Raw genomic sequence first — 23,378 nt, 5'->3', positions numbered from 1 at the left:
TGTAATCAGAGGGTCACAGTCCCTCTGGAGAAGGACTAACCGCCTACCGTTATGGTAGCACCCATGTTTCGATTGTAATAGTTTAAAATTACGGTGCAATATAAAGTTGGTAGAGAAGTATCTAGTATCTACAGAAGAGAATCGGTTTGAGTATTCTCCGGTGCCAAAACGGTGCCAAGAAATCAGGCAAATCAAAATAGGTGGTGCAATTCAACCGTTTTTCACTGTATTTTGGAGAGAAAACCATAAAAAACATGAGGTAAAATGGAATTAAAGTATCGTGCTTATAGACGAATAGAGCTTATTCAAATGTTTAATGAGAGAGAGCTGGATCTTATTATCATGATGGAAAATAATGCCCTAAAAGGCCCCTCTCTTTTGTTAAAAACATACCCTCTCGTCAAGTATTATCATAAAGATACTTCTTTAGAATCTCTTCCATTACTCTATGATACATCTACAGAGTATGAAAATATGGATACAGAAACAGAACAATTACTTTTAAAAGCCTGTATGAAAGAAGGTTATGTCATCTTACAGAAGTTTATGAATCAGAGTCCTTATTGTAAGTACTTATCTTCTTCCCCTACAAATAAGACATCTTCATTGTATCTTTACTATCATGAAGATGCTCATCAAATCATTCATAATATTATTCAGGTAATCAAAAAGCATGCCATCTAGGCATGCTCATTTTATTCTAGTTCAAATGCTCCAGTATATAACTGATAATACTGACCTTTCTGTTTAATTAAGTCCTCATGAGAACCACGTTCAATAATATGACCATGATCTAATACCATGATAACATCTGAATTCTGTACAGTAGACAATCTATGTGCAATAACAAATACAGTACGACCCTTCATTAAAGCATCCATACCCTTTTGTACAATCGCTTCTGTACGTGTATCAATAGAAGATGTTGCTTCATCCATGATCATAACAGGTGGATCTGCCACCGCAGCTCTTGCAATCGCAATAAGCTGTCTCTGACCTTGTGATAAACTTGCCCCATTACCAGTCAACATTGTGTTATAACCATCTGGTAAACGAGTAATGAAATCATCAGCACCAGCAAGCTTTGCAGCTTCAATACATTGTTCATCAGTCGCTTCTAGATAACCATAACGGATATTATCCATAACTGTACCAGTAAAGAGGTTTGTATCCTGTAAGATAATACCAAGTGATCTTCTTAAATCAGGCTTTTTGATCTTATTGATGTTGATACCATCATATCTGATCTTACCATCTTCAATATCATAGAATCTGTTAATAAGATTAGTAATAGTTGTCTTACCAGCACCAGTAGCCCCTACAAAGGCTACTTTCTGACCAGGCTTTGCATATAATGTGATGTTATGAAGAATCATCTTATTAGGATTATAAGCGAAATCTACATCATGCATTTCTACATCGCCTTCAAGTCTTGTATAAGTCACAGTACCATCTTCATGTGGATGCTTCCATGCCCACATTTCAGTACGTTCAGTTGTTTCTACTAATTCACCATTTTCTTCTTTAGCATTCACTAAAGTAACATAACCTTCATCAAATTCAGGTTCTTCATCTAATAATCCAAAAATACGACTAGCCCCAGCTAGACCCATAACAACAGAGTTGATCTGCTGAGAAATCTGACCAATCTGACCAGTGAACTGCTTAGTCATATTCAAGAATGGAACAACAATAGAAATATTAAGTGCCATACCAGATAAAGATACATTTGGTGTCTTTAGATAAAGAAGAACACCTCCTGTTAAGGCAATTAATACATAAAGAATATTACCCATGTTATGAAGAACAGGCATCAAGATATTCGCAAATGTATTGGCTTTTTTAGATGCTTCAAACCAAGCATTGTTTACTCTATCAAACCCTTCGATTGCATCTTCTTCATGGTTAAATACTTTGATAACCTTCTGCCCATTCATCATTTCTTCGATATAACCTTCAGTTGCACCAAGAGTCTGCTGCTGTTTAATAAAGAATCTTGAACTCTTAGAACCAAAATTCTTAGTAATAAAGAACATGATAACACAGCCAATTAATACAACCCCTGTTAACCAGAAGCTATAGTAGATCATGATGCAAAATACTGTTAGAAGTACAATAGAAGTCTGCATCAATGCAGGTAATGACTGAGAAATAAGCTGTCTTAATGTATCTGTATCATTTGTATAAATAGACATGATATCACCATGTGCATTTGTATCAAAATAACGGATTGGAAGACTTTCCATTCTAGCAAACATCTTTTCTCTGAATTTCATTAATGAACCCTGAGTAACTACAGCCATTAAACGGTTGTATGTAAATGAAGCAATTAATGAAAGAATGTAAAGAATAAGTAATACAGTTACAAATGATAATACTTCAGGCTTAGCATGTAGCCAGTCTTTTGTACGCCAGTATTTTTCAATAACAGCAATGATATTCTGCATAAAAACAGATGGAATAGAGCTGACGACTGAGTTAAAAAGAATTAATGCAATAATAATAGGTAGAAGAACAGGATAGAATTCAAAGAGTGTTTTAATGAGACGTGTAAATGTGTTCTTCTTATTACCACGATTATTTTTCATCCTGCTCACCTCCCTTGTTTTGTGAATAGTATACTTCTTGATAAATTGGATTTGATGCAAGAAGTTCATCATGAGTACCGATTGCTTCAACAGAACCATTATTCATGATAATAATCTGATCTGCATCCTGTACACTTGAAACTCTTTGTGCAATGATGATTTTTGTAGTTTCAGGAATAAACTTCTTAAATCCCGCTCTAATAATAGCATCTGTTTTAGTATCTACAGCACTTGTAGAATCATCAAGAATTAATATTTTTGGTTTCTTAAGTAATGCACGAGCAATACATAATCTCTGTTTCTGACCACCAGACACATTTGTACCACCCTGTTCAATATGTGTATCATATTTATCTGGGAACTGTTCAATAAATTCATCTGCACATGCAAGATGACATGCTTCTTCTATTTCTTCGTCTGTGGCATCTTTATTACCCCAGCGTAAGTTTTCTTTAATAGAGCCAGAGAATAAGACATTCTTCTGTAATACAACAGAGACTGCATCTCTTAAAGTGACTAAGTCATAGTCTTTTACATTTACACCACCGACTTTAACTTCACCTTCAGTCACATCATATAGACGTGAAATAAGGTTAACAAGTGATGTTTTAGAAGAACCTGTTCCTCCTAGAACACCAATAGTCTGTCCTGATTTAATATGTAGATTAATATTTTCAAGAGCATAACGATCAGCACGCTTAGAATATTTAAATGATACATTATCAAAATCAATAGAACCATCATTTACTTCATAAATAGGATTTTTTGGATTAGAAATAGTACGTTTTTCTTCTAATACAGCAACAATACGTTCACATGATTCAATAGAGATAGTCACCATTACAAAGATCATTGATAACATCATCAAGCTCATAAGAATTTGGAAACTATAAGTAAGTAATGAAGATAACTGTCCAACCTGAATAATAGCTCCACCAAAATTAACAACTAAATAAGAACCAAAAGTAAGTACGAAGATCATTACAACATAAAGACAGAACTGCATCATTGGGTTATTTAAGGCAAGAATCTTTTCAGCTCTTGTGAAATCACCACAAACATCTTCTGCAGCTTCATTGAATTTCTTCTTTTCAAAGTCTTCACGTACAAATGATTTTACAACTCTAATACCGTTGATATTTTCCTGTACTGAATTATTTAAGTTATCGTATTTCTTAAATACTTTTCTAAATAAAGGCATTGTCTTCTTAATAACAAGTCCTAAACCAATACCAAGTACTGGAATAGTAAATAAGAAGATCAACGCAAGTCGACCACCCATAATAAATCCCATGACCAATGAGAAGATCAACATAAGTGGAGCACGTACAACTGTACGAATAATCATCATATAAGCCATCTGAACGTTAGTGACATCAGTTGTCATACGAGTTACAAGTGAAGATGCACTAAAACGGTCAATGTTTTCAAATGAGAAGTTCTGAACTGCAACAAACAAGTCTTTACGTAAATTCTTACCAAAACCAGCTGAAGCATTGGCTGCTTTAATACCTGCAAGAGCCCCAAATAGGAGTGAGAAACAGGCCATGATAATAAGTATCACACCATATCTCATAATAACAGAGAGATCACAACCATTCTGCATTCTATTGACTAAATTTGCGACCATTAATGGAATAATACATTCTACTAATGCTTCAAAAGCCACAAGAACAGGTGTCAAAATTGAATCTCTCTTGTATTCACGAATACTTTTCTTAAGCACACGAATTATATTCATATTTTTTCCCCTTTCATTCATTTTCTAGATTTGAATAGACTTTACTAAGAAGATCAGCTAAAGTATCAATTTCTTCCTGTGTTAACCCACTCACCATTAAACGATTTGCCTGCGCTATATTATGTCTTACTTGTGCACAATGGCTTTCACCTTTTTGTGATAAACAGGCAATTTTAATTCGCTTATCCTTCGGATCATCACAACAATCAATCAGATTCTTTTCTTGAAGTCTTCCTAGAAGTCCCGCAGTTGTTGATTGAGCTACATGTAAATCCTTCTCAATCTCCTTAAAGGTCATTCTCTGATCAGGTGCGTCCTGTAATTTCAATAAAACATGGGACTGCATTAAAGTTAATCCTTCTTTTCTTAAAGAATTATTCGCACGCTTCTTTAAACAGTCATTAATATGCTTAATATAGCTTACTGCTTCACTTTCTCTCATCAGTTTACCTCCTTCTGCGCATTAGAATGATAGTACACTTTCGATTCAATGTCAATAGCATACTATTAAATATCAAATTATGAAAAAAGAAGGACTTAGTCCTTCTTCTCAGCCTTAGATTCACAATAATAACATCTATAGATACGTTTTTCTCTATTTGCTAGATAGAACACCTGATCTAAATCTTTTTCTACAGATGTAATACATCTTGGGTTCTTACATTTAGCCACATTAATGATTTTTTCAGGAAGCTGTAATTTCTTCTTTTCTACTGTTTCACCATTCTTAATAATAGATACGGTAATATTAGGATCAATATAACCTAATACATCTAAATCAACATCAAAATCGTTATCAATCTTGATGATGTCTTTCTTACCCATCTTATTAGAACGGCAATTCATGATGATTGCAACCTGACAATCTAACTTACCTAGATCAAGAGCATCATATACTTCTTTTGCTTTACCAGCTGCAATATGGTCAATCACAATACCATTTTTAATACTGTCTATTCTCATAATCTTTCCACCTCATTCTGTAATCCTAATAAGCTTAAGATCAATGCCATACGGATAAAACGTCCATTATGAGCCTGTCTGAAATAAGCAGCTCTTGGATCTGCATCGACTTCAGTCTTGATTTCATTGACACGTGGAAGTGGATGCATAATAATCATATCTTTCTTTGCAGCCTGTAATTTTTCTTCATCTAAGATGTAAGTATCTCTTAAACGGATATAATCCTGTTCATTGAAGAAACGTTCCTGCTGTACTCTTGTCATATAAAGAATATCTAATTCTGGCATAACTTCTTCCATGCTACGTACTTCTTTATATTCAATACCCATTGGATCAAGAATGTCTTCTTTTAAGTATTCAGGAAGTTTTAATTCATCTGGAGAGATAAATACAAACTTAGTACCTTCATAACGTGACATTGCTTTTAATAATGAATGAACTGTACGTCCAAACTTCAAGTCACCACAGAAACCTACTGTAAGGTTCTTTAAAGTGCCTTTTTCTCTCTGAATAGTTAATAAGTCAGTTAATGTCTGAGTAGGGTGATTATGTCCTCCATCACCTGCATTAATTAAAGGTACAGTGCATGTTGATGAAGCCACAACTGGAGCACCTTCCTTTGGATGACGCATTGCGATAATATCACAATAGCCGCTAACTACATGAATTGTATCTGATACTGTTTCTCCCTTAGAAGCACTAGATACGTTTGCAGTTGGGAATCCTAATACCTTTCCTCCAAGTGATAACATAGCACTTTCAAAAGATAGTCTTGTACGTGTACTAGGTTCGAAGAATAGTGTTGCAAGAATCTTATGTGCACATACGTCCTGATAACGTGTACGGTCTTTGATGATATCGTTTGCGAGTGCGATTAAATCATCAATTTCTTCAACAGATAAGTCCATTGGATCAATAATGAATTTTTTCATGGTGAGCTCCTTCTTTATAAACTTGTTTTAATTCCTATCTATTATATCACAGCCCCTCTATTTAAACAGTTTTTTCTAATAAAAACGTTTAATTGATATATTAACTATATTATTATGATATAGGTAAGGAGAAAGATTATGACTGAAAAAGAGAAAATGTTGAAAGAAATGTTGTATAATGCCAACCACGATAAAGATCTACTTAAAGAAAGAACAATCGCAAAAGACTTATGTTTCAAATTTAATCAGATGATGCCTTCTGATGTAGAGAATCAAAAGAAACTATTAAAGGAACTGCTTGGACAAATAGATGATACCGCATCGATTCTAGCATCTTTCTGGTGTGATTATGGTTACAACATCAAAGTAGGAAAAAACTTCTTTGCGAATCATAATACTGTCATTATTGATTGTGCTCCAGTAACTTTTGGAGATAATGTCTTTATCGCACCTAACTGTGGTTTTTATACTGCGGGACATCCAATTGATACAAAACGTAGAAATCAAGGACTTGAATTTGCTTATCCTATTACGGTGGGAAATAATGTCTGGATTGGTGCAGGTGTTCAAGTAATGCCTGGAGTCACTATTGGAAATAATGTTGTCATTGGTGGAGGCAGTGTTGTTGTAAAGGATATTCCTAGCAACAGTGTAGCCGTAGGTAATCCATGCCATGTGATAAGAGAAATAACTGATAAAGACGAACAAACAAATTGGAATCATTATTAAAAAAGGATGTCACTGACATCCTTTTTAGTCATTTTGAGGCATAAAACCAGATAAGCTTTCAGCCAATGTAGAAATAGGCATTGTCTGTACAATGACATGACCTGGTCCCTTGACTACTGTATTAAAGAATCCTTCTCCTCCTAGGAACTTATTCTTTATACCTTTTACAGAAACAACATCAATATGACAAGATGAACTCATTGCGACAAGATTACCTGTATTCACAACCATCTCTTCACCAGGATTTAAGTCATATTCTATAGCTGTACCATCTATCTCAATAAATAGTAAACCTGAGCCAAAATATCTATTCATGATGAACCCTTCGCCACCAAAAAATCCTATTGTACCTTTTTTAGAAAAAGAGATTTCTCTTTTTACTGTTTCTTCACTTGCAAGATAAGAAGACTTCTGAACAATAATATCTCCCTGGCTCACATCATACACAAGTATGTCACCAGGAAAAGAAGATCCTAAGGCAATCATGCTCGGCTCGGTTGCTGTATACTTATTCAAGAAAAGTGTTTCTCCTGAAAAAGCACGGCCAAATAGAGATTTCATACCACCTGATACAGTATCCATAGTTAAGGCTGGTTTCATCCATACCATTGCGCCACTATCTGTCAAAATAGATTCACCTTGATCTAGATGAAGTATTGCGACAGGAAGTGGTTTTCCTTTAATTTCATACTTCATATAATTTTCTCCTACTGATCTAATTTTAATTCATAAATTGCATCTGCTAAACCATCAGCATCTGGGTCCTTGAAAAAGCATGTTCCAATAGCTTTTAATTTATCAGGCGCATTCTCTGCAACGACACCAATTTCACATGCATCAATCATTTGGAAATCATTCATAGAATCTCCAAAACCGATTGTATCCTTCATATCTCCATGATAATAATCTACAACACGTCTCACACCATCTGCTTTTGTACAGTTCTTTAAGATGATTTCACCATTAATGAAATCATCTTCATATTTAGAGAATGTCACAATATTAAACATTGGTGCAATATACTTTACACAATCATAAAAAGCGATCGGATCAGGGGCAATAAAACCAATCTTAGTGACACCTGTCTTTTCTAAGTCAAACTGAGAGACAGGAATACGATTTTCTTCCTGACGTTTTAATTCAAAGAATCTCTGTAATTCTACATTATCCCCAAATTCCTTATTGTGTCTCTTGTCAAAGAATTCATTCACACCTGGTGTCTGATAAATAGCATGTTCAGTTTCTAGACAGAATAAGATACCATGATTCACAAAAAGTGTCATCATTTCTGAAAAAGTATATTGATCCATGTAGTTCTTAAAGATATACTTTCCATCTACCTGGACAAATCCTCCTGCACTTGCCACAATACCATCAATAGGTAATGCTTTAACATCACCTACAATAGAAGTAGGTGCTCTACCTGTACATAAGAATACTTTATTTCCTGCATTCTTTGCTGCTTGAATCGCTTCTTTAGTTTTTTCTGTTATATGTCTTGATTTTCCTACTAATGTACCATCAATATCAAAAAATAAAAATTTACTCATATACTACTCCATAATCTCATCAATCAATATAGGTTTTTCTACCTTTTCTTTACTAAAATGGAATGCACTTAATAATTCTTCTTTTCTTTCTTGTGTCCATTTACCATTATCATGAACAGTCACTAATGGTTCTCCCTGTTCTACATAATCACCAATCTTCTTATGTAGAATTAAACCAACGCTATGATCAATTTCATCTGTGACTGTTTCTCTTCCTCCACCTAGACGCATTGATACTAGTCCAAGAGTTAATGCCTCTAGATCTTCAATATATCCTGTTTCAGGTGCATAAACATCAAATATATGTTCAGCCATTGTAAACTTTTCAGGATAAAGAATATAATCGCTGTCTCCACCCTGTGCTTTTACCATTGCTTCTAAAGCATGTAATGCTTTTTTAGAAGAAATGGCGTCTTCTAGCATCTTTCTAGCTTCAGTCACTGTTTCTGCCTTTTGTGCCATTATCAACATTGTACTTCCTGCAGTTAAACATAATTCTAATAAATCCTCAGGACCATTGCCATTAAGTGTTGCAATTGCTTCTTTTACTTCTAATGAATTACCAATTGCATAGCCCAAAGGCTGGGACATATTAGAAATAGTGGCTCTTGTATCCTTATGAAGATGCTGACCAATTGTGATCATTGTACGAGCAAGCTTCTTCGCATCCTCCAAGTTTTTCATAAAAGCACCATCACCATATTTGACATCAAGTAAAATTGCATCACTGCCTGCAGCTAACTTCTTACTCATAATAGAAGAAGCAATCAAAGGAATAGACTGAACAGTTCCAGTGACATCTCTTAATGCATACATCTTCTTATCTGCAGGATCAAGAGACGCTGTCTGACCAATAATAGCTAAATGAATATCATTCACCTGTTTAATAAAATCTTCTTCATTGACATAAATATTAAGTCCTGGAATAGACTCCATCTTATCTAGAGTTCCACCTGTATGTCCAAGTCCCCTACCACTCATCTTAGCGACTGGTACACCACATGCAGCGACCATTGGACCTAATACTAAAGATGTCTTATCACCAACACCACCAGTAGAATGCTTATCTACTTTAATACCGTGAATACCACTTAAATCAATCACATCACCACTATGCATCATTTCTAAAGTCAGCTGGGCTGTTTCGTGATCTGTTAATCCATTAAAGACAACAGCCATCAAGAAAGCACTCATCTGATAATCAGGAATATCACCTTTTGTATATCCCTGGATTAATTCATGAATTTCTTCATCAGTTAATACTACATTATCTTTTTTCTTTTCAATAAGATCTACCATTCTCATAAATGTCACCTACTCAAACTGAGTTCCTACCTCGAATATATTCTTACCATTTAAATAATCCCTTACAGACATACGTTTCTTACCAGAAAGCTGTATCTCTGTAATAATAAATACACCATCTTCTACCTTTACACCGATTGCATCCTTAAAGATCTTAACGATAGTACCATTCTTTTCATCTTTATGATGTTCCTTAGCATTAGGGCAGTTATGAATTTCACCCTTATAGATTTTTACAACCTGTCCATTATAAGTTGTAAATGTACCCGGATGAGGATATAAGCCTCTTACATGATTAAAGATTTCTCTTGCTGTCTTATTCCAATCAAGTCTCTCATCTTCTCTCTTAATAATAGGTGCATAAACAACTTCATCAGGATTCTGTGGAATTCTATCATTTGTTTCATCAAAGATAGATGGTAATGTATCCTTTAATAATTCAGCACCAATATCAGTTAAACGATCATATACAATTTCTAAGTTATCATCATCTGTAATTGGTGTGGATTTTTGAGAGATAATATCACCTGCATCCATCTTTTCTGCCATATACATAATAGTCACACCTGTTTCTTTGCGACCATCAATAATAGCGCGATGCACTGGTGCTCCACCACGATAAAGTGGTAATAAAGACGCATGTACATTCACACAACCTAAACGTGGTGCTTCTAATACAGCAGTTGGGACAATCTGTCCATAAGCTGCAGTAATAATTAAATCAGGCTTTAGATCTAAGACTGCCTGATAATCATTTCTAATACGTTCCGGCTGTAATACAGGAATATCATGTTTTAATGCTTCCTGTTTCACATCACTCATAGTGAGTACTTTCTTTCTTCCTACATAACGATCTGGCTGAGTAACAACACCCACAACATCATATTTATTTTCTAGTAACATCTGCAGTACTTTTAATGAAAAAGATGCAGTTCCCATAAAAACTATTTTTTCACTCATAAAATTCCTCCTGTATTGTCTTTTTTATTATAACATACTCATTTTATAAGTGCTACCACACAGGAAAAACCAAAAAAACTATTGCAATCATCTAGCATTTTTGGTATTATAGTTCAGCAAACTATAGAACGAGGTGAGATTATTATGGCAAACATGAAACAGCAGATTAAACGTTATAAAAACGATAATGAAAAAAGATTAGCAAACAACGCAGTAAAGAGCGCTTTAAAGACTTCAATCAAGAAAGTATTAAACGCTGTAGAAGCTGGTGACAAAGAAGTTGCTACTAAGGAATTTAGCGATTGCACAAGACAGTTAGATGCATCTGTAACTAAGCATATCCATCACAAGAACTATGCTAGCAGACAGAAAGCAAGACTTCAGAAGAAAATTAACTCAATCGGATAATTGATAGAGTTTTCTATATGAAACATAAACATCCAGCATTTTGCTGGATGTTTTCTTATGCCTTGCATTTAGGGTGTAAGTTTCTTAAAATATAAGTGCGAGGTATAGAAATATGTTAAGAGAAGAAACAAGAAGTGTACAGGTAGGCAATTTAACTATCGGTGATAATAATCATGTAGTGATTCAGTCTATGTGTAATACAAAGACTAAGAATGTAGAAGCAACTATTAAACAGATTAATGCGTTAGAACAGGCCGGCTGCGAACTTGTAAGAGTAGCTGTATTTGATAAAGAGGATGCTTATGCAATTAAAGAGATCAAGAAAGGGATTCATATTCCTTTAGTGGCTGATATTCATTTTGATTATAAGCTCGCTCTTATCGCCATAGAATCTGGTATTGATAAGGTACGTATTAATCCTGGTAATATTGGTTCTATCGAAAAGGTAAAAGCAGTTGTAGATGCATGCAAAGAGAAGCATATCCCTATTAGAATTGGGGTTAATGGTGGTTCTTTAGAAAAAGATATTCTAGAGAAATATGGAGAACCTACACCTGAAGGTATGGTTGAATCTGCAATGAAGCATGTAAAGATTCTAGAGGATCTAGATTTCCATGATATCGTTATTTCATTAAAGTCTTCTAATACAATGTTGACTATTAAAGCGTATGAATTAGCATCTAAAACATTTCCTTACCCTTTACATGTAGGTGTCACTGAAGCAGGTACTGCCTTAGGAGGCACTATTAAGTCTGCTTTAGGTATTGGTACATTATTATATGAAGGTATTGGAAATACTATTAGAGTGTCTTTAAGTGATGATCCTGTAGAAGAAATTAAGGTTGCTAAGATTCTATTAAAGGAATTAGGTTTATTAAAGGGTGTTCCTACCCTTGTATCATGTCCTACTTGCGGTCGTATTCAGTATGATTTGATTCCTATTGCTAAAGAGATGGAAGATTTCTTAAAGGATATTCATCTCGATATTACTGTCGCAATTATGGGTTGTGCAGTAAATGGTCCAGGAGAAGCACGTCATGCAGATATTGGTATTGCAGGTGGTGTTGGTGAAGGTCTTCTTATTAAGCATGGTGAGATTGTAAAACGTGTTAAACAGGAAGATATGGTTCAGACACTTAAAGATGAAATTTTAAAGATGGTTGAAGAAAAAAGCGAGTAATTAATAAAACTCGCTTTTTTACGTTACGTTAGGTTTTCTATTTTATTATATATTTTGTGGATCTACCTTTTCCTTGAATCAGTATAACTCCCTTTTTCTCTAATATTTTTAATAGAGAAGATACTTTTGATTTACCAAAAGGTGTACTTGGTACTATTTCACTAATAGATTTTAGGACTGTTTTACTTAATGCTTTTAAAATAAGATGCTCATCATCTGTTAAATCAGAAATATCTTCAAAAACAGGCAATTCAATCTTTATAGTATTTTCTGATACTTCAAAACGAGGTTTCACAAAACTACTTTCATATAATTGTTTGATTCGTGTAATACCTGTCCCAAATATTTCTACAAAGCCTAATCGATAGAATACATTCGCAAGATTTCTATTTCTTAAAACAGATATTTTACCATTCAAATACTCTTCTTCAGAAATCCCCGAAGGCAATCCACCTGGAGACACTATATCGATATGATTATCAAACATAGATATTCTAATATGAGAATTCACATCCCACACCCTGTGAATAAGAGCATTCGCAATAGCTTCTCTAAAAGCTGCTTCTGGTATCTTTTCTACATTCTTTCTTTCAGGTCCTTCTATCACTTCATATCTATAATAATCTCTAAATACCTCAAGTGTTTTCTTATAGACTTCTAGAATAGACATATGATCAAATGTAATTCTTTTCTGAATAACACTGATATTTTCTCCAAATTTTATAATATCAACTCCAGGGAATTCATTATTATCCGCTAGTAAACCAGCCGCGTTATTATATCCATTATTATTGTCATAGAGATTAAGAGTTTTTAATGTATCAAGATTAAACGAACTGATTTGAACAGTTTTTTCTAATTGTTCTTCAAGAAAATGAAAAGTAAGATTTTGGTCTTTACATGGTAATTCCTCAAAGCTAATATTTTTACCTTCTAATACAAGTCTTGAGAACTCTAATGTATCCACTTCTATAGTCGCAGAATCATTACGCTTGTATGCTTTTGATTTATATAAATATGGTTTCTGTAATCCACTTTTCACAATAAGTTTTATAGTCTTGTTTACTTCATTTGGTTCAAGTACATAATCTGGTTGTGGAGAAATAGTATCATTGATTTTGTTTTCAATATCTAAACATGATTTGATTAGATCTGATAAACCTTTAATATTGCCATCATCGTCAATTCCAAACAAGATTGTTCCACCATCATAATTTGAAAAAGCACTAACTGTTTTCAAGAAAGTACTTGTGATTGTTTCTTTAAACTCTAGATTTCTTGTTTCACGCATATTATTATCTCCTTTCCTATTCTACTACTTTAAGTATAATTAAAAATGAGCGTAAATTCAATCGAAAACTTTTTCGTCCAAATTATTTCAATCGTAAATCAGAAAAAACACCCTTTTTGTATGATTTTCGAGCGAATAATACACTTAATTATACGAATATCAATCTCAGAATACATTCCATTTCTCATAAATAAAATTAAAAACGAACGTAATTTCAATCGATTCAATTTTCGTTCATGCTTTAAAACATAACAAAAATTACAAAGTATATAACAGTATTTTTTACAATATCAAACACTCATTAGATACATACATAGAGCTTATTCAAGCAAAAATACGCGTAAAAACAATCGAAGATTCAATCGAAAACTTTTTCGTCCGCGATATTTTCAATCGTAAATTTTAAAACACCCTCTTTGTTGGATTTTTATCAAAATTAATAACTCGCTTGTTACATGACAGGGTAATAATATAGCTGAATTATTCAACAATACACATCAAAAACAATCGTAAATTCAATCGAAAAGTTTTACGTCCAAATTATTTCAATCGAAAACTAAAAAAATAGGCTATTTACGCACTTTTCGACCAAATCATGTATTGATTTTCACCTAATAGTGAACGTAAAAAAATAAGCAGCCATAGCTGCTTATTCAAACATTTCTTTTAGATCTGGGTTGAATTCATGCTTCTTCAACATTTCAATCTCTTCTTTATAAGGTGCATTCTTTTCAATATAAGGTGTTTCTAGAATCTTAGGAACATCTTTTAAACGTTCATTAGATACAATAGAGTCCAATGTATCAAAACCGATTGTCCCAAAACCAATATTCTCATGTCTATCTTTATGAGAACCTTGTGGATTCTTAGAGTCATTGACATGAACAACTAATACCTTATCTAAACCGATCTTTTCATCGACTTCATCAAGAATTGCATCAAAATCAGAAATATCATAACCTGCATCATTTAAATGACATGTGTCTAAACATAAACCTAATAATTCAGGATAATCACAATGATCAATAATATAAGCTAACTGATCAAATGTTCTACCTAGTTCAGTGCCTTTACCTGCCATTGTTTCTAAGGCAATATGTACCTTCTGTTCTGGCTTCATTGCTTCATTTAAGCCAGATACGATGGCATCTAATCCTGCTTCATCCCCTGCTTTAACATGGGCACCTGGATGAAGAACAAGTCTTGAAGCACCAATTTCATCACATCTTTCAATTTCTTGACGTAAGAATGATACAGCAAGTTCTCTTGTTTCCGGCTTGATTGTATTTCCTAAATTAATGATATAAGGGGCATGAACAACAACCTTGTCCATGTCTAATCCCTTTTCTTTCATTAATTCTTTAGCTTCTTCTACACGTAATTCAGAAACAGGTTTACGTCTCGTATTTTGAGGCGCACCTGTATAAAACATGAATGTATTGGCGTTATAACTTAATGCTTCTTTTACACTTCCTAGAAGCATTTCCTTACCACCCATTGAGACATGTGAACCTATAATCACTGCATATTCTCCCTTTCACGTTTTTCTCTTTGTGCCTGTTTAGCACGTTCTTTTTTCTGTTTCTGAATATCTCTACGAATAATATCTCTCTTCTTCTTCTGGTAAATAGCCTGGATTTCTCTCTTTCTCTTCTTCTTATAACCAGGTTTAACCTTCTTAGGTCTCTTAATAATACGCTGAATTTCTTTTTCTAATTCAGACTGTGGCGCATTTCTATTCTTACGCTTATTACGTGCCTTGGCATCCGTTAATACACCGTTACGGATTTCTTTTACTTCAAAGTGAATACCCTTCTTTTCAAGTGATTCAACCATCTGCTGATTAGATGAATCATACATAGAATAACATTCACCCTTATACTTACCACGACCACATCTACCAGATCGATGAATATAGAAGTCTCTTTCTGTTGGGAATTCCATATTAATAACATGAGATACACCATCAATATCAATACCTCTAGCCGCAATATCTGTAGCGACAATGTACTGATATTCATTATTATTGATACGTCTCATCATCTGTTTACGTTCACGTGGTTCTAAGTCACCATGAATTTCACCGACACGATAACCATCGCTTCTTAACTGATCAGATAGCTTAGTGGCTTCTGTTCTCTTATTACAGAAGATTAAGCAGATATATGGATCAATGATATCCATGATATTCTTTAATACTGTATAACGATCATGATGCTTTGTATGAATCAAGTAATGTTTTGTATTGTCTGTTGTTTTCTTATGGGCATCAATCTGTACTAATTCTGGCGCATTCATATATTTTCTTAAGAATGGCCATAAATGTTCAGAAATAGTTGCTGAGAATACAAGCATCTGTAAATCTTCTCTCATCTTAGATAAGACTGCATCTAAATCTTCAAGATAACCATATTCTAAAGTCATATCGGCTTCATCCACTACAAATGTAGTTGCTGTAGTGATAATTAAAGCCTGTTCATTTAAAGATAAGTCTTTAATACGTCCTGGTGTACCAATAACGATATGTGGCTGTGTAGAAAGCTTATTAATAGCCTTCTGTTTATCAGAACCACCAATCACAAGTGAGATTCTTAAATCAGGGTTTTCTTTCTTGAATTCCTTTGCGTTTTCATAGATCTGATGTGCAAGTTCTCTAGTAGGTGTTGTTATAACTGCCTGTACATAATCTGCACTTGTATCAATACGATCAATAATAGGAATTAAGAATGAATGAGTTTTACCAGTACCTGTCTGTGAAATACCAATAATATCTTTATTCTTATAAACAAGGGGGATCACCTCATCCTGGATAGGTGTTGGTGATGTGAAATGTATTTTGTTTAAAGTCTTTTTTACATAATCATTAAATTGAAATTTATCAAATAAATCCATTATAATTCGCCTCCTTTAGCGTCTATTATCATACCATGATTTTAAAAAAAAACAAATCTAATCTCACTTATGTTAGAATTGTTTTTGAGGTGAAGAATATGAAGGTTACAGGAATTGTCCCTAGAGGATATTGTAAGGGTGTTATTCGTGCTATTAATATAGTAAAAGAGACAATAGAACAGCCAGGTCCTATTACAGTACTTGGTATGATTGTCCATAATCAATTTATTGTGGATGCATTAAAGAAACGAGGTGCCATCACAATTGAGGATGCAAGTAAGACAAGAATGGAACTTCTTGATGAAATTAATGAAGGTACAGTCATTATTACAGCACATGGTGCAGGAGATTGTGTCATTGAGAAGGCAAAGAGTAAAGGACTCAATGTAGTGGATGCAACATGTTTAGATGTTATTAAGACACATACACTTATTAAAGAACAGTTAAAGCGTGGGAAGGATGTTTTATATATAGGTAAAAAGAATCATCCTGAAGCTGAAGGTGCATTATTGATTGATCCTGAACATATTCATTTAATTACATCTAAGAAAGATTTAGAGACACTAGATAAAGATAAACATTATGTGATGACTAACCAGACAACTATGTCCCTTTATGATGTTTATGATTTATGTGAGTATGCAAAAAAAATATTAGATGTAGAGATCATGAAGGAAACATGTTCAGCTACACAGATTAGACAGGAAGCCATTGCGAAGATGGATGAAGATATTGATCTAGTCATTATTGTAGGTGATCCTCATTCTAATAATACAAAGAAGCTGGCTTCTATTAGTATGGAGAAAGCACATAAAGATACTAAGATGATTGGAAGTCTTGAAGAGTTAGACTTATCATGGCTTAAAGGAAAGAAGCATGTAGGAGTAAGTTCTGGAGCTTCTACACCTACTGTATTGACTAATCAGATTATTGATTTCTTGAAACAGTATGATGAAAACAATCCAGATAGTTTTATTAAACCTGAAATACCTTATGAAAAGATGTTATAGGAGAATATATGAGTAAGAAGATTATATTTTTTGATGTAGATGGGACTTTAGTAGATGTGAGACCTGTAAAGGAATGTATTCCTGAATCAACTATTCAGGCAGTGCACGAGACGCGTAAAAAAGGAAATTTATGTTACCTTTGTACAGGACGTTCTCTTGCAGAAATCTATCCTTATATTCTAGATGTAGGATTTGATGGCATCATTGGTGCTGGCGGCGGATTTGTACAGATGGGTGATGAAATGTTGTATCATAAGAAGGTCAGTGATGAAGATGTTCATCGTGTTGTAGACTTCTTTGAAACAAATCATTATGACTATTATTTAGAGTCTAATGGTGGTTTATTTGCCTCTAAGAACCTCATTAAAAGACTAGAAAGCATCATCTATGGTGATCTAGAAAATGATCCTGAAGCAAGAAGAAAGAAGGAAGAGGAACCAAGTCATTTTATAACTGCGCTGATTGAAAATGAGAATATGTATAGAAACGATGTGAATAAGATTTGTTTCTTAGAACATGAATCTATTCCATTTGATGAAATTAGAAAGCAGTTTAGTGATGCATTCCAAGTGATTGAATGTACTGTTCCTGCATTTGGTGATGCTTCAGGTGAATTATCTGTAGCAGGTGTGAATAAGCATACTGCCATTGAAGCACTTATTAACCATTTAGGTATTGATCAAAAGGATACATATGCTTATGGTGATGGCATGAATGATGCAGAGATGTTGACATTTGTAGCTCATGGTGTTGCAGTCGGTAATGCGAAAGAAGGTTTAAAGGCTATTGCTGATGAGGTATGTGATGATATTGCGAATGATGGTATTTATAAAAATATGAAGGAGCACGGATTAATCTAATCCGCGCTCCTTTTTAATATATTTCTTCTTTATATTCTATAAGTTCATCATTCTTATAAACAACCTTAGCATGGTGATAATAATCATCTTCCATCCAGTTTAAGAAATGATAATCTGCTTCCCATTGTGGATAATCAGGAATCAAATCATCATCCACCCATTCAAGAACACCTTCATCACATTCTTTTAATGTCCCTTCAAAGTCATGACAAGAATAGACAAACATACCTTCATCTTCACCATAATAAAGACCTGGAAATGTAACATAACCATGACATTGAATAGAATGTACTGTATAACCTGTTTCTTCTAGTATTTCTCTTTTTACACATTCATCGGGTGATTCACCTGGTTCTAATTTACCACCTACACCAATCCATTTACCTTCATTGATATCTTTCTTCTTTTTTATACGATGAAGAAGTAATGTTTTCCCATCTTTCTTTAAATAGGCAATTGTAGTCAGAATCATCTTAATACCCCTTAAAATAACCTGGAGAAGTGGCTTCTACGATTTCACAATCTATTTCTTTTTCTAATAATTCTTTTAATTTATGTACCATAATGACTTCTACATGATGCCCTACATCTACTAAAAGAATATTATAATCTGATGCTTTTAAACCACTATGATATTTCAAATCACCTGTGATATAAGCATCTACCTGTGGAGCGACTTCATCTATTAAATCTCCTCCAGAACCACCACAGATTCCTACTGTAGAGACTTCTTTCACTTTACCTGCATAATTGACTGATGGAATATTAAAAGCTTTCTTTACATAGTCTAAGAATTCATACATACCCATTGTATCTGGGAGTACACCCTTCTTAGTAATATTAGATTCATCGGCGTCTTCAATATTTAAACATCCTAATGCTTCCATTAACCATCTATTCATAGAAATCTTATCTAAAGATGTATGCGCACTATAGACAACAATATTATGTTTAATCGCTTTTTCAATAAAACGTCCTACCGGTGTTGTTGTATCTAAAGTCAATGTATTGAATAAGAATGGATGATGGGTAATCAACATCTGACATCCTGCATCAATGGCTTCCTGCAATGTTTGTAAGTCTGCATCTAAACCAATCATTATTTTATTCACTTCAGTATGAATATTACCCGCCTGTAATCCACAATGATCCCAGTCCTCTTGACAGCTTAAAGGATAATGAGATTCCATGATTTTAATAATCTGTTCTGCTTTCATAAATATCACCTTCCGTTTCAATCATTATAACACAAAAAAGAAGTACCTAGAGTACTTCTTCAATTAAGGCAATAGAATGTAATACCTTTGCATATTTTTCATGTTCAGTATTTAATGAATCCAATATACGTCTTTGAATCTTTAGTTCTCTTTCCCACTTCTCAATAAAGAGAGGATCCTTCTGTTTTCTAAGGACTGGTCCAAAGAGAATATCTTTTTCATCTAATTCCTGATGGCCTTTTTTCACAACCATGATTTCATAAATATGATGAGCATCTTTGACTAATGCTTCATCAATAATCTGTAGGTTATGATTCATTAAGTATTCTCTTAATAAATCAATGGCTGTATTTGCCTGTAGGAAGAGTATTTTATCTTCTACATAGTCAAGATGGGCATCTAATATTTCACTCATCAATAAGCCACCCATACCACAAATAGAGATCATATCTACTTTCTTATCAATGATAGGGTCTAATCCATTACCAAGTAATGGGATGACTTGATCTTCAAGATGTAAAGACTGAATTGTTTCTTTAGAACTAGAGAGAGGTCCTTCCGCTACATCACATGCATAAGCTGATGTGATGATGTTTTCATCAAGTAAAAAACAAGGCAGATAGGCATGATCAGTGCCGATATCTGCCAGGATAGTTCCTTGTTTATGTTCTTCAATCATCCAAGCAACTTTGCTTAGACGTTTTGAATGAAGCTTCATTAGTGATCTAAGAAATCCTTTAGACGTTTAGAGCGTGAAGGATGTTTTAATTTTCTTAAAGCTTTTGCTTCAATCTGTCTGATACGTTCACGAGTAACATTGAATTCTTTACCTACTTCTTCAAGTGTTCTTGTACGTCCATCATCTAGACCGAATCTAAGTCTTAATACTTTTTCTTCTCTATCTGTAAGTTCTAATAATACTTCATTTAATTCATCTTTTAATAATTCGTTAGATGCATAATCATCAGGGCTCATAGCACCTTCATCTTCAATGAAGTCACCTAAATGAGAATCATCTTCTTCACCGATAGGTGTTTCTAAAGAAACTGGTTCTAAAGAAATCTTCTGGATTTCTCTTACCTTTGCAGGAGTCATTCCATCCATCTTTTCTGCGATTTCTTCAGCTGTTGGTTCTCTACCTAATTCTTGAACAAGCTGTCTCTGGATACGAGTTAACTTGTTGATAGTTTCTACCATATGTACTGGAATACGGATAGTACGTGCCTGATCGGCAATTGCACGAGTAATAGCCTGTCTGATCCACCATGTTGCATATGTAGAGAACTTAAATCCTTTTGTATAATCGAACTTTTCTACAGCCTTAATAAGACCCATGTTACCTTCCTGAATTAAGTCTAGGAATAACATACCACGACCTACATATCTCTTAGCGATAGATACAACTAATCTTAAGTTTGCAGCTGCAAGTTCTTTCTTAGCCTGTTCATCACCTTCAAGAATACGTTTTGCAAGTTCAATTTCCTGTTCATGAGTTAATAAGTCTACACGACCAATTTCCTTTAAGTACATCTTTACAGGATCATTGATTTTAACGTTAGAACCTAACTGGTTCATATCATCATCGTCATCAGACTGGTTATACATCTTATTTGTATCACCGAAGTCCATATCTAGATCATTACCGAAATCTAGATTAGCGATATCATCATCACCTGAATCATCATCTGTATCTACTTCTAAGCCTTCAAGGTCATCAAGATCATCTGCCCCTCCAGCCATGAAGTCATCATCATCTATTTCTAATGCATCTAAACCATCTTCAATTTCAATATGGTTTTCATTGATTGCATCAATAAGGTTTTCATATGCTTCATCATCTAAATCATATCTAGACTGGAAAGCATCTAAGTCATCCTGAGTTAAACGGTTGCCTTTAGCCTTAGCGGCACTAATCAGCATTTTTTCAAGTTCTTCAAGAGTAATACCCTGTACTGCTTTTTCCTTTTTTGCCATAGCTACTCCTTTTTTAAATCAATTAGCTTTTGGAGAATCTCAGCTTTTGCGCTAGGCGCAAGAACATTCTTAAACTGTTCCTGTAATTCCTGTTCACGAATATTCTTGGTATTTTCTGTAATTCTCGCAATATAATCATCAATCACTTCTTTTTGATAAGGGAGTGGAAGTGAACACTCCGCAATATCTGTCAACGCATTCACAAGGCTTGAATGAGAACTCCCAATCTTATCAATCAGATTCGCAATATCCATTGTTTGATGCGTACGATAATAGTCTCTAATATAAGCAGCAAGTGCACGATATGTATCATTGTGCATAAAGCCTGCTTTTGCTTCATAAATATCACTGACCTGACGGTCATTCAACATATAGAATAATAAATTCTTTTCTGCCAAAGTATATTTATCTAGAATAGGACGCTGGTCCTGAATTGTTTCAATACGATTTTGAGAAAACTGTTCACGATGTTCAATAATTGCAGAACTATTTAAAAGTTGTTCCTCAATGATTTCCTTAGGGAAATCAGTCAATGATGAAAGTTTCGTAATATAGTGTCCACGATCAATTCTATCTTCTATCTTCGCAATCTTCTCGCATGCCTTTATAAGTAAGGTTTTACGATCTTCATAATTACGTAAATCAAGTCTTGAACATTCAAAGGCCATCATGAAATCAATAGGGCTTAAAGTATCCTTTAAAACAGCATCAAGACCCTCTATACCTTCTGTTGATAAGATCTCATCTGGATCTCTTCCATCAGGTAATAATACAATCTTGACTTCAAAGCCCTGTGCTGTAAGTAAATCACTGGATTTCATAGCGGCAGCCTGCCCTGCCATATCACCATCTAAGCATAAATGAATTGTACGTGTCATACGCTTCAACATTCTTAAATGTTCTTTAGTAAGAGCTGTACCCATCAAAGCAATACAGTTATCATGATGAGCACGATGCATCGCAATCACATCCATGAACCCTTCATTAATATATACAAAGCCTGCCTGACGGACTGCTTCTTTCGCACGATGGTAATTATAAAGTGTTTTACCTTTAATAAATATATCGGACTCTGGTGAGTTCATATATTTAGAATTCTTATCCTGTGCTTTATAGACTCTTCCAGAAAAACCTACAACCTTTCCAAATTCATCATGGAGAGGAAACATCACACGATCATGGAAACGATCATAATGACGTTCATTTTCTAAAACTAATCCTGATTTCACCTGAGCGACTTCAGTATAGCCTTCCTTCTGGAAACGTTCATGTAAGATGGATTTATCTGGCGCATACCCAATTCCAAACATCTTAATGAGTTCATCATCAAAACCACGATGACGTAAATAATCAAGTGCCTGTTTACCTGATTGTGTATAGAGATAATACATATAAAGCTTCAAGGCAAAAGCGTGCATATCATAAAGAGGCGCAAGCGCCTCATCTACTTTCACAACACGCTTTTCTAGTGAATAGCCGGACATATCTACATGTCCAAATTCTGCCACTTTCATAACGGCTTCTACAAAAGGAACCTTTAAATATTCCTGAATGAATGTGAAAACATTCCCTCCGTTGCCGCATACAAAACATTTATAAATCTGTCTCGATTGTGAAATAGATAAAGATGGATGATTATCATCATGGAAAGGACAGATAGCCATATAGTTCTTGCCTTTTTTATGAAGTTCAAGGTACTGGCCCATCACATCAACGATATCTACGCTTTGTCTGATTTCATCAATCTTTTCCTGTGATAATCTTGCCATCTAATCATC

General features: G+C 34.2%; 23 protein-coding genes. 6 read left to right on the top strand and 17 right to left on the bottom strand.

Features of this window, described 5'->3' with window-relative positions; genetic code table 11:
• The first annotated feature begins 264 nt into the window (after nt 1–264).
• Nucleotides 265–684, top strand: a complete 420-nt coding sequence (locus QVO42_RS02745; RefSeq protein ID WP_022424656.1) for a hypothetical protein — start codon at nt 265–267, stop codon at nt 682–684.
• A gap of 11 nt (nt 685–695) precedes the next feature.
• Here QVO42_RS02745 and QVO42_RS02740 read toward each other — a convergent pair whose 3' ends face one another.
• The 5 genes from QVO42_RS02740 to pyrB form a co-directional block, all read right to left on the bottom strand.
• Nucleotides 696–2,588, bottom strand: a complete 1,893-nt coding sequence (locus tag QVO42_RS02740) for an ABC transporter ATP-binding protein (protein ID WP_022424655.1) — start codon at nt 2,586–2,588, stop codon at nt 696–698.
• Entirely contained in the window at nt 2,578–4,329 is a 1,752-nt protein-coding gene (locus QVO42_RS02735; RefSeq protein ID WP_022424654.1) for an ABC transporter ATP-binding protein, read from the bottom strand. Before QVO42_RS02735 ends, QVO42_RS02740 begins: the two co-directional genes overlap by 11 nt.
• A 13-nt stretch (nt 4,330–4,342) precedes the next feature.
• Complete coding sequence (locus tag QVO42_RS02730) at nt 4,343–4,771, bottom strand: MarR family winged helix-turn-helix transcriptional regulator (protein WP_022424653.1); 429 nt, start codon at nt 4,769–4,771, stop codon at nt 4,343–4,345.
• A gap of 95 nt (nt 4,772–4,866) precedes the next feature.
• On the bottom strand, nt 4,867–5,292 hold the full coding sequence (locus tag QVO42_RS02725) for an aspartate carbamoyltransferase regulatory subunit (protein WP_022424652.1): 426 nt from the start codon (nt 5,290–5,292) through the stop codon (nt 4,867–4,869).
• Nucleotides 5,289–6,224 (bottom strand): aspartate carbamoyltransferase, encoded by a 936-nt coding sequence (pyrB, locus tag QVO42_RS02720; RefSeq protein WP_022424651.1) that lies wholly within the window; start codon nt 6,222–6,224, stop codon nt 5,289–5,291. Before pyrB ends, QVO42_RS02725 begins: the two co-directional genes overlap by 4 nt.
• A 138-nt stretch (nt 6,225–6,362) precedes the next feature.
• Here pyrB and QVO42_RS02715 point away from each other — a divergent pair, with 138 nt between their 5' ends.
• Nucleotides 6,363–6,953 (top strand): sugar O-acetyltransferase, encoded by a 591-nt coding sequence (locus QVO42_RS02715; RefSeq protein ID WP_022424650.1) that lies wholly within the window; start codon nt 6,363–6,365, stop codon nt 6,951–6,953.
• A 24-nt stretch (nt 6,954–6,977) separates the two neighbouring features.
• On the opposite strand, the gene QVO42_RS02710 is transcribed toward QVO42_RS02715, so the two are convergent.
• The 4 genes from QVO42_RS02710 to fmt are packed head-to-tail and all read right to left on the bottom strand — an operon-like array spanning nt 6,978 to nt 10,768.
• Complete coding sequence (locus tag QVO42_RS02710; RefSeq protein WP_022424649.1) at nt 6,978–7,649, bottom strand: TIGR00266 family protein; 672 nt, start codon at nt 7,647–7,649, stop codon at nt 6,978–6,980.
• 11 nt (nt 7,650–7,660) lie between these two features.
• Nucleotides 7,661–8,503, bottom strand: coding sequence for a Cof-type HAD-IIB family hydrolase (locus QVO42_RS02705; RefSeq protein ID WP_022424648.1), 843 nt, complete (start codon nt 8,501–8,503; stop codon nt 7,661–7,663).
• A 3-nt stretch (nt 8,504–8,506) separates the two neighbouring features.
• Entirely contained in the window at nt 8,507–9,808 is a 1,302-nt protein-coding gene (locus QVO42_RS02700) for a pyrimidine-nucleoside phosphorylase (protein WP_022424647.1), read from the bottom strand.
• Nucleotides 9,809–9,817: 9 nt separating this feature from the next.
• Entirely contained in the window at nt 9,818–10,768 is a 951-nt protein-coding gene (gene fmt, locus QVO42_RS02695; RefSeq protein ID WP_022424646.1) for a methionyl-tRNA formyltransferase, read from the bottom strand.
• Nucleotides 10,769–10,912: 144 nt separating this feature from the next.
• On the opposite strand from fmt, the gene rpsT reads away from it, so the two are divergent.
• Nucleotides 10,913–11,176 carry a 30S ribosomal protein S20 gene (gene rpsT, locus QVO42_RS02690; RefSeq protein ID WP_022424645.1) on the top strand — a complete coding sequence of 88 codons (264 nt, stop codon included), beginning with the start codon at nt 10,913–10,915 and terminating at the stop codon, nt 11,174–11,176.
• Nucleotides 11,177–11,288: 112 nt separating this feature from the next.
• Nucleotides 11,289–12,356, top strand: coding sequence for a flavodoxin-dependent (E)-4-hydroxy-3-methylbut-2-enyl-diphosphate synthase (ispG, locus tag QVO42_RS02685; protein ID WP_022424644.1), 1,068 nt, complete (start codon nt 11,289–11,291; stop codon nt 12,354–12,356).
• 37 nt (nt 12,357–12,393) lie between these two features.
• Here ispG and QVO42_RS02680 read toward each other — a convergent pair whose 3' ends face one another.
• From QVO42_RS02680 to QVO42_RS02670, 3 genes are all read right to left on the bottom strand, one after another.
• On the bottom strand, nt 12,394–13,647 hold the full coding sequence (locus QVO42_RS02680) for an RNA-binding domain-containing protein (protein WP_022424643.1): 1,254 nt from the start codon (nt 13,645–13,647) through the stop codon (nt 12,394–12,396).
• A 649-nt stretch (nt 13,648–14,296) separates the two neighbouring features.
• A complete protein-coding gene (locus tag QVO42_RS02675; protein ID WP_022424642.1) occupies nt 14,297–15,169 on the bottom strand; it encodes a deoxyribonuclease IV in 873 nt (290 codons plus the stop codon).
• Complete coding sequence (locus QVO42_RS02670; RefSeq protein ID WP_022424641.1) at nt 15,166–16,539, bottom strand: DEAD/DEAH box helicase; 1,374 nt, start codon at nt 16,537–16,539, stop codon at nt 15,166–15,168. The genes QVO42_RS02675 and QVO42_RS02670 overlap by 4 nt, the downstream gene beginning before the upstream one ends.
• Nucleotides 16,540–16,637: 98 nt before the next feature.
• Between QVO42_RS02670 and QVO42_RS02665 the strand changes: the two genes are divergently transcribed.
• Nucleotides 16,638–17,549, top strand: a complete 912-nt coding sequence (locus tag QVO42_RS02665) for a 4-hydroxy-3-methylbut-2-enyl diphosphate reductase (protein WP_022424640.1) — start codon at nt 16,638–16,640, stop codon at nt 17,547–17,549.
• An 8-nt stretch (nt 17,550–17,557) separates the two neighbouring features.
• Nucleotides 17,558–18,409, top strand: coding sequence for a Cof-type HAD-IIB family hydrolase (locus QVO42_RS02660; RefSeq protein WP_022424639.1), 852 nt, complete (start codon nt 17,558–17,560; stop codon nt 18,407–18,409).
• Between the two features lie 13 nt (nt 18,410–18,422).
• Here QVO42_RS02660 and QVO42_RS02655 read toward each other — a convergent pair whose 3' ends face one another.
• From QVO42_RS02655 to dnaG, 5 genes are read right to left on the bottom strand one after another with little or no spacing between them, the layout of a single operon-like run.
• Nucleotides 18,423–18,881 carry an NUDIX hydrolase gene (locus QVO42_RS02655; protein WP_022424638.1) on the bottom strand — a complete coding sequence of 153 codons (459 nt, stop codon included), beginning with the start codon at nt 18,879–18,881 and terminating at the stop codon, nt 18,423–18,425.
• 1 nt (nt 18,882) lies between these two features.
• Nucleotides 18,883–19,626 carry a Nif3-like dinuclear metal center hexameric protein gene (locus tag QVO42_RS02650; protein WP_022424637.1) on the bottom strand — a complete coding sequence of 248 codons (744 nt, stop codon included), beginning with the start codon at nt 19,624–19,626 and terminating at the stop codon, nt 18,883–18,885.
• 46 nt (nt 19,627–19,672) lie between these two features.
• On the bottom strand, nt 19,673–20,344 hold the full coding sequence (locus QVO42_RS02645) for a tRNA (adenine(22)-N(1))-methyltransferase (RefSeq protein WP_022424636.1): 672 nt from the start codon (nt 20,342–20,344) through the stop codon (nt 19,673–19,675).
• The gene (rpoD, locus tag QVO42_RS02640; RefSeq protein ID WP_022424635.1) at nt 20,344–21,600 is read right to left on the bottom strand and encodes an RNA polymerase sigma factor RpoD; all 1,257 of its coding nucleotides are present in this window, start codon (nt 21,598–21,600) and stop codon (nt 20,344–20,346) included. The genes QVO42_RS02645 and rpoD overlap by 1 nt, the downstream gene beginning before the upstream one ends.
• A 2-nt stretch (nt 21,601–21,602) precedes the next feature.
• Nucleotides 21,603–23,369: a DNA primase gene (gene dnaG, locus QVO42_RS02635; RefSeq protein WP_022424634.1), complete on the bottom strand. Its 1,767-nt coding sequence runs from the start codon at nt 23,367–23,369 to the stop codon at nt 21,603–21,605.
• Between the last annotated feature and the right edge of the window lie 9 nt (nt 23,370–23,378).

The sequence above is a fragment of the Catenibacterium sp. CAG:290 genome, assembly GCF_000437715.1.
Classification (GTDB): domain Bacteria; phylum Bacillota_I; class Bacilli_A; order Erysipelotrichales; family Coprobacillaceae; genus Catenibacterium; species Catenibacterium mitsuoka_A.
Note: the sequence above shows the minus strand (reverse complement) of the source record. Positions and strands in the feature narration are given on the sequence as shown.